The 13,948-nt window shown below is 55.9% G+C and carries 10 protein-coding genes; 4 read left to right on the top strand and 6 right to left on the bottom strand.

The features are described 5' to 3' along the window. Nucleotide 1: 1 nt before the first annotated feature. The 3 genes from FHT73_RS26255 to FHT73_RS26245 all read right to left on the bottom strand — a co-directional run bounded on the left by FHT73_RS26255 (nt 2) and on the right by FHT73_RS26245 (nt 5,107). Nucleotides 2–3,097 carry an efflux RND transporter permease subunit gene (locus FHT73_RS26255; RefSeq protein WP_183715907.1) on the bottom strand — a complete coding sequence of 1,032 codons (3,096 nt, stop codon included), beginning with the start codon at nt 3,095–3,097 and terminating at the stop codon, nt 2–4. Beyond that, nucleotides 3,094–4,239, bottom strand: a complete 1,146-nt coding sequence (locus FHT73_RS26250; protein WP_210290499.1) for an efflux RND transporter periplasmic adaptor subunit — start codon at nt 4,237–4,239, stop codon at nt 3,094–3,096. The genes FHT73_RS26255 and FHT73_RS26250 overlap by 4 nt, the downstream gene beginning before the upstream one ends. A gap of 196 nt (nt 4,240–4,435) precedes the next feature. Next, nucleotides 4,436–5,107, bottom strand: a complete 672-nt coding sequence (locus FHT73_RS26245) for a response regulator transcription factor (protein ID WP_183715903.1) — start codon at nt 5,105–5,107, stop codon at nt 4,436–4,438. Nucleotides 5,108–5,246: 139 nt separating this feature from the next. Between FHT73_RS26245 and FHT73_RS26240 the strand changes: the two genes are divergently transcribed. Then, the gene (locus FHT73_RS26240; protein WP_183715901.1) at nt 5,247–5,930 is read left to right on the top strand and encodes a response regulator transcription factor; all 684 of its coding nucleotides are present in this window, start codon (nt 5,247–5,249) and stop codon (nt 5,928–5,930) included. After that, a complete protein-coding gene (locus FHT73_RS26235) occupies nt 5,908–7,299 on the top strand; it encodes an ATP-binding protein (protein WP_183715899.1) in 1,392 nt (463 codons plus the stop codon). Before FHT73_RS26240 ends, FHT73_RS26235 begins: the two co-directional genes overlap by 23 nt. Here FHT73_RS26235 and FHT73_RS26230 read toward each other — a convergent pair. Continuing rightward, nucleotides 7,296–7,889 carry a YqaA family protein gene (locus FHT73_RS26230; protein WP_183715897.1) on the bottom strand — a complete coding sequence of 198 codons (594 nt, stop codon included), beginning with the start codon at nt 7,887–7,889 and terminating at the stop codon, nt 7,296–7,298. The two genes, FHT73_RS26235 and FHT73_RS26230, sit on opposite strands and share 4 nt — an antisense overlap. 347 nt (nt 7,890–8,236) lie before the next feature. Here FHT73_RS26230 and FHT73_RS26225 point away from each other — a divergent pair, with 347 nt between their 5' ends. Then, the gene (locus FHT73_RS26225) at nt 8,237–8,914 is read left to right on the top strand and encodes a response regulator transcription factor (protein WP_183715895.1); all 678 of its coding nucleotides are present in this window, start codon (nt 8,237–8,239) and stop codon (nt 8,912–8,914) included. Beyond that, entirely contained in the window at nt 8,901–10,259 is a 1,359-nt protein-coding gene (locus tag FHT73_RS26220) for an ATP-binding protein (RefSeq protein WP_183715893.1), read from the top strand. The genes FHT73_RS26225 and FHT73_RS26220 overlap by 14 nt, the downstream gene beginning before the upstream one ends. Nucleotides 10,260–10,459: 200 nt before the next feature. On the opposite strand, the gene FHT73_RS26215 is transcribed toward FHT73_RS26220, so the two are convergent. Then, entirely contained in the window at nt 10,460–11,626 is a 1,167-nt protein-coding gene (locus FHT73_RS26215; protein ID WP_183715891.1) for a glycosyltransferase family 2 protein, read from the bottom strand. A gap of 259 nt (nt 11,627–11,885) precedes the next feature. Further along, on the bottom strand, nt 11,886–13,802 hold the full coding sequence (locus FHT73_RS26210) for a glycosyltransferase family 39 protein (RefSeq protein WP_183715889.1): 1,917 nt from the start codon (nt 13,800–13,802) through the stop codon (nt 11,886–11,888). Between the last annotated feature and the right edge of the window lie 146 nt (nt 13,803–13,948).

The following is a 13,948-nucleotide window of genomic DNA, read 5'->3' as shown; positions in this document are numbered from 1 at the left end:
ATCAGAGCGAACCGATCGCGGTCTGCAAATGCGACGGCTGCGTCGAGCGCCTTCCCCGCAATTTGTCGAACGCCAGATAGATGACCGGTGTGGTAAACAGGGTCAACGCCTGCGATACCACAAGCCCTCCAACGATCGCGATGCCGAGGGGAACGCGCAATTCGGATCCCGGCCCGGTTCCCAATGCCAACGGGACAGCGCCGAACAACGCGGCGAACGTCGTCATCATAATGGGCCGGAACCTCAGCATACAGGCTTGGCGTATGGCATCATGGGGTGCCAAATTCTGTGTTCGTTCGGCGTCCAGTGCAAAATCGATCATCATGATCGCGTTCTTCTTGACAATCCCGATCAGCAAAATGATTCCGATCATTCCCATGATCGATAGATCCAGATTAGCGAGCTTCAACGCCAGCAGCGCACCGAGGCCTGCAGAGGGCAGCGTGGAGATGATCGTGAGCGGATGTATCGCGCTTTCATAGAGAATACCCAGCACGATGTAGACTGCCACGATAGCGGCCAGGATGAGCCAAGGCTGGCTTTGCAGCGAGTCCTGAAAGGCCTGTGCGGTTCCTTGGAACGAGCCGATCACCGTTGCTGGCATACCTGCACTGGTCTCGGCCGCTTTGATAGCTGTAACCGCGTCGCTGAGTGCATTGCCAGGTCTAATGTTAAAGGAAATCGTCGTTGCCGGCATGGATCCCTGATGATTTATGGATACGGGCAGCACACCAGTTTTCAGCGATCCGAGCATGCTCAATGGAACGAGCTTGCCGGTGGTGGAGGATTTCACGTAGAGATGCGACAGCGCTTCGGGCGACAGGGCAAACTCTGGCGCAAGCTCCATCACAACATGATATTGACTGACCTGTGTATATAGCGTCGCGATCTGCCGCTGCCCAAAGGCATCATAAAGCGTCTGATCGATTTGAGAAACGTTTACACCCAGACGTGAGGCTGTCGAGCGATCTATATCGAGCGTGGCGCTTGTGGCTGCCTTTTGCTTATCGGAGATCACGTCTTGAAGCTCTGGCAGGCTCTTCAGCACCTTGGTCATCGTCGCGGCCCATTTATCGAGCTCCGCCGTATCCGGATCCTGAAGAGTGTATTGATACTGCGAGGCCGACGCGCGCCCGCCGATCTGAATGTCCTGGCGAATCTGAAGGCCAACGGTCAAACCTTCCAGGCCCGTCGTTGCCGCTCGTAGACGCGCCAACACCGTTGAGGCGGGGTCTCGTGTGCCGATTGGTTTCAGGTTTATTTGAATCTGGCCGACGCTTGCGGAGGGGCTCGGATTGATCCAATAGGCAACGTTGTCGACGGCGGGATCAGCCATCACGACCTGTGCCAGCGCCTGCATCTTGGTCGACATATCCGCGAAAGAAATGTCTGTGGCCGCCTGCGCCTGGCCTTGAACCCATCCGGTGTCCTGTTGTGGGATAAATCCCTTTGGTATGGAAACGTAAAGCCATCCGGTGGCTACCATGGTCGCCAAAGCGACGGCCAGCGTGACGGCGCGGTAGCGCAGGACAACATCGAGCACCTTGCCGTACCCCGCCGTGCACCTTTCAAAGAAGGTTTCCGACCAACGGAAAAGGGCACCATGCGGCTGATTATGGTCGTGCTTGATCAGCCAGGCGCACATCATCGGCGTGACAGTCAGCGACACCAGCCCCGAAATGATGATCGCGACGCTGATCGTCACCGCGAATTCGCGGAAGAGTCGGCCGACAATGCCACCCATCAGAAGAATGGGGATGAAAACAGCCACCAGGGAGACGGTCATGGAGACGATGGTGAATCCCACCTCCCGCGACCCTTCGATAGCCGCTTCGAGCGTGGACTTTCCTTCTTCGACGTGACGCATCACGTTCTCAATGACAACGATGGCATCGTCGACGACAAACCCGACTGCGATGGTCAGTCCCATCAGCGACAGATTGTCGAGACTATAGCCTGCAACATACATGATGGCGAAAGTGCCGATCAAAGACAGCGGAATGGTTGCCGCCGGGATGATCGTCGCCCACAGATTCCGCAGGAAGCTGAAAATCACCAGCACCACGAGCCCAATGGTGATCAGGATCGTTGTTTTCACGTCATCCACCGAGGTCTGGATCATGCCCGACCTGTCAGCAACGACCGAGAGTTTGATGCCCGCTGGTAGCGCCGCCTCCATCTGCGGCAGCTTGGCTTTGATCCCTTGTATGGTGTCCAGCACATTCGAGCCCGCCATTTTATGAACGTCGAGCATGACCGAACGGGTATCCTGCAACCACGCCGCCTGGTTGACATCTTCCGGACCGGATACAACAGTCCCGATGTCGCCAGCTCGGATGGGCGATCCATTCTTGTAGGCGATCACCATCGAACGAAACGCCTGGACGTCCATGATCTGGTCGGTTGCATCCAAGACGGTGGTCCTTCCATTGCCGACCAGTTGCCCCTTGGGCTGGTTGACGGTCTGAGCGCCGACAGCGTTTCGGACGTCTTCGAGCGTCAACCCGCGCGCGGCGACCTTGTCCGGATCGAGCTGAATTCGGATCGACGGCCGCTGCGGCCCGTGGTAGTCCACGAGCCCGACGCCATTCATCTGCGAAACCTGCTGGGCGATGATGTCTTCAGCATAGTGATCGAGTTCGGTCGTCGGGATTCGATCGGACGTCAGCGCCAAAGTGAGAATCGTCGCTTCCGCCGGATTGCTCTTGTGGAAAGTCGGAGCAGCCGGAAGATCCTTGGGTAACTGACCGCTGGTCGCACTGATTGCCGCTTGAACGTCCTGTGCGGCGCTGTTTATATCCCTATTCAGATCGAATTGCAGCGTAATCGAAGTCCGCCCGGACGAGCTCGTCGACGTCATTTGAGATACACCCGAGATCGTCGAAAGTTGGTTTTCCAATGGTGTTGCAACCGAAGTCGCCATCGTTTCCGCGCTTGCCCCAGGAAGAGAGCTCGAAATCTGGATCGTGGGGAAATCGACCTGCGGCAATGACGCGACAGGCAGCAAGTTGTAAGCAATGGAGCCAACGATCAGAAGGCCTGCGGCCATCAGGCATGTTCCGATCCTGCGGTTTATGAAAATAGCAGAAATGTTCATTGGACCTTCTCCTCGCCGACCGCTGCCAACTTTTTGCCGTCAGCATTCTCGGTCGAGACGAACGTTCCGTCTGAAAGCCTGGATTGACCGGAGGTTACGACCGTTTCGCCGCTTGCGATGCCCTGCGTTATCGCGACGAGACCTGAATAGGCGCCGCCCGTGGCCACCGATGCGGTCGAGACCTTGTTATCGGGCTTCACCACGAAGACATACGGTCCAGTCTGGCCATTCTGAATCGCCGAAGACGGCACGACTGTCGCATTCGGATCAGTACGCAATCTTATGTTTGCGGTTATCAGCTCACCCGGCCAAAGTGTTAGGTCATCATTCGCAAATACGGCCTTTAACTTCACCATGCCAGTCGAAGAGTCGACCTGACTATCAACCGCGCTTAATTTCCCATCAGCCAGGTGTTTGGCGCCGTCGCGACTGAATGCTTGTACGAGCAACGGCCCCTTCGCCTGGCCCGCGATCAAATCGGGAAGATCATCCTGCGTCAGCGAGAACTCGACAGCGATGGGACGCATCTGCGTGACGGTTACCACGCCGGTCGTATCAGCGGCATGGAGGATGGCGCCCTCTTGCTGCTGGCGCAAGCCTACCCTGCCGCTGATCGGAGCCGTGATGGTTGCGAATTCAAGATTGAGTTTCGCGGTATCCAGTACCGCCTTTCCCGAGGCTGCCGTGGCATCCATGACTTTGACCTGAGCCGCAGCGGTTTGGGCGGCCTGGGTCGTGCCGCTGCCCGTCGTCGTGAGCTTCTGCGCTCTGGCGTCATCGATTTTGGCCTGTTCCAGCTGGGCGAGTTCCTTATCATAGTCGGCCTGCGCCTGCGCCACCGCCGCTTCATAGGGCCGCGGGTCGATCGTCGCCAAAACGTCTCCGGCTTTGACGTCCTGCCCCTCGGCGAAGGCTATGCGTTGAAGCTGACCTTCGACACGGACCTTCACATCGACGGCAGTCAAAGGTGAGACCACGCCCAGGCCACTGCGCACGACTGGCAAATCCCTCCTAGTCGCTTTGGCTGTCTGTACCGGAACCGGCGCGCGCTCGACGGCAGGCGCTCTGGTTTTGCTCAGACCAGGCTGCGGCCAAGAGACCAGATACGCGGCAGCCGACCCCACAACCGCCACAGCGCACATCCCCAGGAGATACAATCTTTTACGTGATCCATTTGACCCTATGCGGGGATGATCCACTGCAATACTCCATCAAGCGTTTAGAAGTGCTCGGCGGGACGACAGCCCTCCGAGGGTTGCTCTGGAATTTGGCGGATTGCAAATGGCGGGTAATTCGCGCCAGCATGAATTTTTTTTTATGTTTCGCCGCGAATACGTGTCACGGCTTGATGAGGTACCCGGCACCTGGGACCGTGGTGATCATGCTCGTCATCGCCCCCATGTCGATCTTCTTGCGCAAACGGTGGACATGCATATCGACGATGTTGCCACGGGGATCGAATGCATAGTCCCAGGCTGCTTCCATAAGCATGGTACGAGTTACCACCGAACCCGCATTTCGCATGAGGGTTTGCAAAAGGAGGAACTCTCTGAACTGAAGATCGATAACGCGTTCCTTCCTGCGAGCAATCCGCCGCCTGATATCGAGAGACAGTTCGCCGACGACCAATGTGCTCTCATGACCTTCAGCTATGAAGTGCTTGGTAATCGCTTCGATGCGGGCAAGTAGCTCCGAGAAGAAGAAGGGCTTGGCGAGATAGTCATCGCAGCCGGCACGCAGCCCTTCGACCCGATCCATCGAACTGGCCAATGCGCTGACCATGATCACCGGCACATTGACCTTCATCTCTCGAAGACGCCTGACCAGCTCGACGCCGTCAAGCTTGGGCAGGAGCCGATCAACAACCAGCCCGTCATAAATCAGCTCCATCGCGAGCGCGAGACCGAGCTCGCCATCGGTTGCCACATCCACGACGTGGCCTGCCTCCGAAAGCCCCCGCTTCAAATAGGCCGCACTTCGGTCATCATCTTCCACTACCAGCAGGCGCATTCAATCCTCATTATAGACAACACGTCATTCCGAGCGCTTGCGAAGATGAAATTGATTTAATGTCCGGGCGAACCGGCATTCACGATAGGTTGTTTATCTGGATAATGCGGGGAAGGTAGCCAGCGTTCTTGGAGGAAATGTGTCGAAGATACTCGTAGTGGAGGACGATCAGGGAACAGCATCGGAGATCGAGGCAGCACTTGTCGATCACGGCTGCACGGTCATGCGGGCGATCGATGGCCACGATGGCCTCATCAATGCCATTTCTGGCACATTCGATGCGATCGTGCTCGACCGGATGCTGCCCGGTACATTGGATGGCCTTGGTTTGCTGGCTGCCTTGCGCGCGGCCTCTGTACAGACGCCGGTTCTGATCCTGAGCGCGCTCTCTGCTGTCGACGAGCGCGTACGCGGTCTCAAGGCGGGTGGAGACGACTATTTGACAAAGCCATTTGAAGCGCTCGAACTCACGGCGCGGCTGGACGTCCTGATGCGCCGGCGGACGAATACGACCCAGGAAACAGTTCTGAGAGTTGGCGATCTTGAGATCAATCTACTGGCGCACACCGCGAGCCGGGCGGGCCGCGCCATTGATCTTCTCCCTCGAGAGTATCAATTGCTAGAATATCTGGCACGGCATTCCGGCCAGATCGTCACGCGCACAATGATGTTCGAAGAGGTTTGGCATTATCGCTATGGTGAAGCCACCAACGTCATAGACGTCCATATCAGCAAACTTCGCAAGAAGCTCGATCTCCCGGGTTTCACCCCTCTGATCCGAACTCTGCGTGGTTCAGGTTATGTTCTCGATGCGACCAATTGAACTTTTTCGGACAAGCGGCTTCCGATTGGCGCTAGCTTTCCTGCTTGTTTTTGGCGCGGCCGCGAGTGCGTTGTTCCTGTTTGTCGACTGGCAGATGCGCGACTTTCTCGATCAGCGAAGTGATGAATGGCTCACGCGCGAGATGCAATCGCTCCAAATCCTTCCCACCGACGAAGTCGTCTTGCGTCTATCGGCGCGAAGCCAGGATTCGACAACTATCGAGCGGCCGTTCTCGCTCTTCGATCAGAGCGGAAAGCTGGTCGCGGGAAACAAGCTTACCTACCCGGAGAAACCGACGTTTGAGGCCCCCTTCGATTTTGTTGACCATGGCACATCAAGAGGAGCCCATTACAGGGGCTATCTGCATCGGCGCCCTGATGGCGGCTCTATTCTCGTCGCGCAAAGTCTGCATGAGCAACGCGAATTTCGCGAACGGCTCGAAAATGCCACACTATTTGCCTCGCTGGCGACAGCCATCCTGGGACTCGTTGGCGCGATCGCCGTTGGGTTGGGCGCGGTTCGGCGGCTGGACGAAATATCCGGCGCTGCCGTGCAGATCATGAAGGGTGACCTCAAGCGCCGACTGCCGACAGGTCGCGCCGGGGGCGATATCGATCGTCTTGCCAAGGTTGTTAATGAAATGCTCGACGAAATCGAGCGCCTGATGCAGGAAGTGAAGGGCGTTTGCGACAACATTGCCCACGACATGCGAACGCCGCTGACGCGCCTCTTGGGTAGTCTCGAGCGAGCACGCAGGCGCGCCACCACCATTGACGAGTATCACGGCTATGTCGACGAAGCGCTTGAGGAAATTCGCGGCATTCTAAAAACCTTCGGTGCTCTTCTGCGGATTTCGGAGGTGGAGGATGGCCTGCGGAGGTCCGGATTTGTTGACATCGACCTGAAGGCGATCGCACGCGATGCGGTTGACTTCTTCGAACCGGCAGCCGACGAATGCGGTGTCACACTCAAATTCGTTTCGAATACGAACGAGCCCGCAACTATCTCGGGCGATCCCAGCTTGCTCTTTGAGGCGATCGCTAACCTGATCGATAATGCAATCAAATTCACGCCGCGGGGAGGGGAAGCAACGGTGCGCGTTGAAGGCTGCGGGCAGGTGGCAACGGTGACTGTCGAGGATACAGGTATAGGTATCCGCGCGGAGGAAGCCGATGCCGTGCTTCGCCGCTTTTACAGAGCCGAAAGAAGCCGACATGCCCCTGGCAATGGTTTGGGTTTGAGTCTGGTTGCGGCGATTGCCAGGCTTCACGGGATGCGTCTTGAGATCACGGCAGCGACGATCGGAACGCGGGTTCATCTTGCCGCCGGTTGGAAATATCGCAGCAGGATAGGCCAGGCTTTGAGTTAGAATTGCCTTGCCAACCCGTAGCTCAGCAACGCGACGACGACAGCCACGGCCGAGATGGCGAATATTGATGAGCGCCTCTTCTTGATGAACGTCAGTGCGGCTGCCCCGTAGTGCTGCAGCAAAGCGCCGAGCAGAAAAAATCTTGCGCCTCTCGCGATTGTTGCCAGGCATATGAAGGCGAGCAGATTTACATGCACCACGCCCGATAGGATCGTCACAACCTTGATCGGCGGGAAATGTGTGAATCCAGAGCTCAAAAGAAGAATGGCGATCCATCGGGTGTCGACATAGGAACGCAAATGTTCAAAAGCATCCTGCTTTCCATAGAAGGCAAGCACCGGTCGAGCAATTGTTTCATAGGCGTAAAATCCCATCAGCCAGCCGGCAATTCCGCCCGCGACGGATGCAACCGTCGCGATGGTCGCCAATCGATAGCTTCGGCTGGGTCGAGCCAATACCATTGGAATAAAGAGCACATCGGCGGGCACCAGGAAAATGGAACTCTCGACAAAGGCTATCGCGGCGAGCCAGGCTTCCGCTGACCTGCTTGTGCTTAGAGCAGCTGCCCACCCATAAAGTCGCTGTAGCATTTTCTTCTTTCGACGTGTTCGCCGCTCGGACGCCGAGGCCTGCCGCTCATGAAAGAGGCGGCGAGACCTCTGGGCAGTGAGCCGATTGGCCTTTGATCACAGGATGATACGTGTGAGCGCGAAGATCGCTGACGTGATGCGGATCAGGCAAGCCGGGCATGCAGATTCTCGCGACGCTATGGTATTCTTCTTACAGGAACTTTGCTTGCAACTTACCGTTCTGTAAGAATGACCTATGGTCGCGTGGCGATCTTACGCTTTTGTAATATGCCGTTCAGGCAGCGGACATTTTCTTAAGGCAAATATCGCGGGTAAAGCAGTAGCACAGATGAGGGCCTTGGCTGGTCATGAAGATTCTCCTGGTGGAAGACGATCCGAGAACCGCGGACTATATCGCGCGTGGGCTCAACGAGGCCGGTCATAGCTGCGAGATCATCAAAGACGGCATCGATGCGCTTTTCCAGATCACCAGGGAGCCATACGACGTTCTCGTTATCGATCGGATGATCCCCGGCCTGGATGGGCTCTCGCTGGTGAAAGCGGCGAGGGGGGCGAGAGTCAAGACACCGGCTCTATTCCTGACATCGCTGAGCGGCGTTGACGATCGGGTCGAGGGCCTTGAGGCCGGTGGCGACGACTATCTCACAAAGCCATTTGCATTTTCCGAACTCATGGCACGCTTGAATGCACTTGCACGCCGACCGCCGGTCCAGGACCAGAAGACCGTTCTAAAAATCGCGGATCTGGAACTCGATATCGCCAAGCGCCAGGTCCGAAGACAAGGAGCTTCCATTGACCTTCAACCCCGTGAGTTTACCTTGCTGGAAGTTCTCATGCGTGGTGAAGGACGCGTTTTGACGCGAACGATGCTTTTGGAGCGGGTCTGGGATTTCCACTTTGATCCGAAGACCAGCGTCGTCGAAACCCATATCAGCCGGCTGCGGGCAAAGATCGACAAGCCGTTCGATGTGCCGCTTCTCCACACTGTCCGAAATACCGGATATTGCATCCATGCGCCGCGGTAGGTTGCTGCGCAGCACGCCGTTTCGGCTTGCGCTTTCTTTCGGGCTCCTCTTCATCGTCGCCTTTCTCATTACCGGGCTGGTTGCATATGGCCTTATGAAGCGCGAGCTCGCAAGATCGCTCGATGTCTCGATCAAGGATACATATTCAGTCGTCGCGTCGACTTTTTCCACGAACGACCTCGAAGACCTCGTTGCAGCGGTATCGACCTATTCGACCCTGAAGCGGCCGGAAGACCAAGTTTTTCTCCTGATCAATCCAAAGGGGGAAAAGCTTGCAGGCAACGTCAGTGCCGCGCCGATGGCGTCAGGCGTTTCGACCATAGCCGCAGCGCAGCTGGGCCTGGAAGACGGAGATCCTGTCAGGGTCATGGCCGGCAGCGTTGGCGGCAACAATTTGATTGTTGGTCAAAGCTTTCGTGAAATCGATCGTATCGAGCAAATCGCACTGATGAGCTTTTCCTGGGCCTCGATCATCATTGTGGCAACGGTGATTTTAGGAGGGACCTTGCTTGCAAGGCGCACGCAACGGCGGCTTGATTCCATTGAGCAAACCATGGTGGAAGTCTCTGCTGGAAATCTTTTGCGGCGAATCCCCATCCGCGGCAACGGCGATGACATCGACGTTGTGTCCGCGCATATGAACCAGGCTCTTGTGCGCCTTTCGGGGCTTGTCGAAGGGATGCGCCAAGTCAGCGCGGATATCGCGCACGATCTGAAGACGCCGCTCAACCGTCTGGGCTTGACGATCGAGCAATCGCTTCAACGGCTGGAAGAATCCAAAGACGTGGAGGACCTCATGTTCGACGCCAGAGATGAGATTGCCAGGATCAACGCGACATTCGAGGCTCTGCTTCGGATTTCGCAAATTGAAGCCGGGGCGCGGAAAACACGTTTCAAATCGGTGAACCTCTGGGAGGTGATGAAATCGGTTGCAGAGATCTACGGCGATGTCGCCGAAGATAACTCGCAAACCTTGAAACTAGCGCCCTTCGACGGCGGTGCTTGCGTGATCAATGGAGACTGGGAATTGCTCACCCAGCTCTTCGTCAACCTCGTCGAAAATGCGATAACCCATTGTCCACGCGATACCATGATTGTCCTGTCGCTCACGTATGAAGCGAACTTTTATCGCGCCAGTGTCAGCGACAGCGGAATGGGCATACCTGAAGGGGAACGCGAGCTCGTATTTCGACGTCTCTACCGGCTCGATAAAAGCCGAACGACGCCAGGCAGCGGATTAGGCCTCAGTCTTGTCAAGGCGATTGCTGATCTTCACGCGGCTCGCATTGAGCTTGAGGATAATAGACCGGGGCTGCTGGTCGCATTATATTTTCCAAAGGTTTGATCCGATCGTCGTTCATTCCGCTTGAGGTCATACCGCCGGGGCCAAAGGCGATCGCATGATCTCGCGCGCCTCATATTGACTAAGAAACCTGCGCTGCAGAGTGGAACCGTTACCGCATTCCTCAGCGCCGGCTCAAGATAAACACGAAGATCTTAAGAGAGGTGAGTATGGGCGATCTCCGCGTATTTGCGATCTGCAAGTCAGCCCGGACGTCGCCAGGTGATCATGGAGCTGGTAATATAGTTCCAGCCGGCACCGATGATGGCTCCCGCCAGACCGGCGAGCCACCATCGTGGCTCCTGGCTGTAAAAAAGCGACGACACTCCGGTTCCCGCGAAAATTCCGATGCTGCAGAGCGTGGAAAACAACATCAAACCTGTCAGAAAACGCACGCCGCCACGGCGCCGATCTCTGTATGTGATCGCATTGTTGAACGTATAGTTCGAGATGACCGCGGCCAACATGGCGGTAGCCTGGCTCACCGAAAACGCCAGCCCCCCGAGCAGCAGCAGCCGCAAAATGGTCAGGTGAACGACAAGGCCGCTCATTCCGACCAATCCGAATAATAGCATTCGTGAAGAAATAATATCGCCGGACCATTTTGCGACGAGGAGCCCGATGTACTCGAATATCACCGATGCATCGAGTTTGCTCTCGCCGTGAATCCGTGGCCGAAACACGTATGAAACCTCCCCTAATTTCAAAGGGGCGGGCGACGACGCTATAATATCCAGCAAGATCTTGAAGCCTTGCTGCGAGAGTTTTGGCGCAAGCTCCTCAATCAGCGCTCGCTTGACCATGAAGAACCCGCTCATCGGATCAGAGGTCTCGACATTCAATAGACGCTTTGCGATGCGGACGGCTATATGGCTCCCTGCCTGCCGGATGCGATTGAAGCCCTCCTGCGACGAGCCTTCTCCGCCATATCTGGTTGCGACCACCAAGTCGGTACAATTGCTTCGCATCATGGCGAGCATGTCCACCAGCCGCGTTTCATCATGCTGCAGATCGGCGTCCATAACCGCGACGATAGGCGCCGACGTCGAAAGCATGCCCTCCAGACACGCGCCTGCAAGTCCGCGTCGATGGATCCGCCGTATCCCTCTGATGCGCCGGTCGCCTAGAGAAAGGCTTCGCACGACATCAACGGTCTTGTCGCTTGAATCGTCATCAACAAAAATCACCTCCCATGCGATACCGACAAGCGCGGCACGAAGGCGTTCGATAAGCGGAACAATGTTCTCGCGTTCATTGAAGGTGGGTATAACAATGGAGAGCTCAATGCCGTCTTGTTGCGGGATTTTGCACTTTATGATTGCCCTGTCCCCAGGCCACGAGCCGAGGGGAGCCAAACGAGATGAAGTCATAGGCGTCTAATATTCCATGAAAGGAAGGGCGAGTATGATGTCGACGAATTCGCGGAAGGTTCGAGCCGAATACGTGCGACCGCTTCAGCGGCTCACGACCCAACTTCCTTTCACAAATCTTCGCCGCTCATTGGCTCGCCATGACACCGGAGCGACTTCGATGTAATTAATATGACATAACCACCTGACAATACTCTGAATTTGCATGGAAACTCTATATCCGCCCGCCCGCAGAACATGTAGCCGGCGCAGAAAACTCCTAACTGCCGGACGACGAAGTGCACCGTCCGCCAGCACTCTCGCATCCACTGAGATTGTAACCGATGCGATAGTAGAAGCTCCCGACGATGGCGCCATTCTTTCGCACGACCTGCTCCTGAATGTTGCTCAGCGATGAAAAGTATTGAGGCAGGTCGTCTTGCTGCAACTCGCTTCGTTTCAGGGAAACGAGCACTGCCGTACTTCCCAGCAGGGTTTCGGCCGGATACCATACGTCGTACATCAGGCTGCTGCCCCCGATGGCGCTCAGCCCTACTGAATTGGCTCGAATGCCCTGTGCTTGGCGCCCATAGAAGGCCAATTCGCTGGCAAGGAAGTACTTGTCCATACCAATCAGCACAACGGGAGCCGCGCTCTCTTTGGCTGCCGCGGCCTCCACCGCGTTGACCGCCTGGCCGAATTCGCTCCAGGCGACCGGCAAAGTGCGGATATTATGAATATAGCCGATTCCAGGGAAACCCAGAACCACGTAGTGAAATAGGAGCGCGTAAACGGCGGTTGTGATTCCGATCGTTGGTATCCATGCGCGTCTCAGGCGCTTTTCCAACCAGGTGTCTTTTCCCGTTGCTCCAATAAGCATGGATGCGACGAAGGGTAGGACCGCGAGCCACAGAGGTCCGGTCCAATTCGGTTTGTTCTCGTGGAAGAGGCTAAACAGGACAAATATGCTGAGCGGGATAAGTGTGAAGAGGAGTATGAAAAGCACCCTCGCTGTGGCAGGTCGTGATCGAGCCGCCGCCAGATTTGCCTTCAAGCTGGCCGCGGTGGCAATGAAGCCAGTTGGCGTCAAGAGGACAGCGACACTGACGATGAGAGATGGCAACGTGAATTGAAATGCCTCATCAACGCGTCTCGATCCTTGGAACGCAAATGACATCCATTGGTGCGTGGCGTTCCAATATAGAACGGGTGAAAAGAACAAAATGGAGATCGCTGCGCCAAGATATGGCTCTTTTCGACCGAGCCATTGCCGCGATCTGTGGTCTATCAGAATCAACAGCAATGCTGCTGGCCCCAAAAGTAGGATCGTATATTTCGACAATAGGCCGATGCCAAACGACAAGCCGGCGCCGAGCCACGCAAGACGCTTCTCACCAATGAGAGCTCGCTCCAGAAAATACAGCGTGGCCACCCAGGCTGCAGCCAGCGGCGCGTCTGGCATCATCAGAAAGCCGGTTGAAAAATAAAATGGGAGCACGGCAACCAGCAGAGCGCACGCTATTGCCGTCGCCTTATCGAAGAGATTCCGCGCGAGATAGAAGGAAAAACCGGCGGTCAATAGCCAACAAATATATGCGCCGATGCGAACACCGAACTCGTTATCTCCAAAGAGCGTGGTTCCCAGCCAGATCAACCATGCGACCATCGGCGGATGATCAAGATAACCGATGTCTAGATGCTGCGCATAATTCCAATAATAGGCCTCTTCAGGCAGAAGGTTGGCGAAACCGAGAAATACGAGGCGAAGTGAAAGAAGATAGATGATGATGCCGACCGCCGCGAACAGCTTTCGCCTTTCAACGGATATGGTCGGCCATAAGAAAAGCGTGTCGCCCAGCAAACCAATGGCAGCACTTGCAAGCACCACGGAGGCGCCGGAAAGAGCGACCGGAAGATTGAGGGTTGTCATTGCGACAACGAAGATCCCGCCTCTCAGACTAAGCGTCAAAATTCTGAGCAAAAGGAAAACTGTCAATTGCTGTGAGCTGGTATTGCTGTTGACAGTGGTATCGATCCGGCCCAAGCACCCTGTTACAAGACAGACAAAGTATAACAGGTTGCTACAGACGAAGCTCAAAACGTGAGCTTTCATTGGATCGATGCCAATTCGGATCAATACTAGGAAAGCCATAAGGTCGAGAAGCGCACAGATCATGCTAACGACAAAGAGGCGCATGACAGGCTGCTTGGGTGTGGCCACTAGAGCTTGAACTTGACGCACGATACTATCCGATCTCTAATTCTTATTTTGTTGTCAATGATCAAATGCGCGCCGGCCAGCTCTCAAGCAAGCAATGTCGTTGCATAACGAGCAGTCAAATA

The organism is Rhizobium sp. BK098 (genome assembly GCF_014193155.1).
Lineage (GTDB): Bacteria > Pseudomonadota > Alphaproteobacteria > Rhizobiales > Rhizobiaceae > Rhizobium.
Note: the sequence above shows the minus strand (reverse complement) of the source record. Positions and strands in the feature narration are given on the sequence as shown.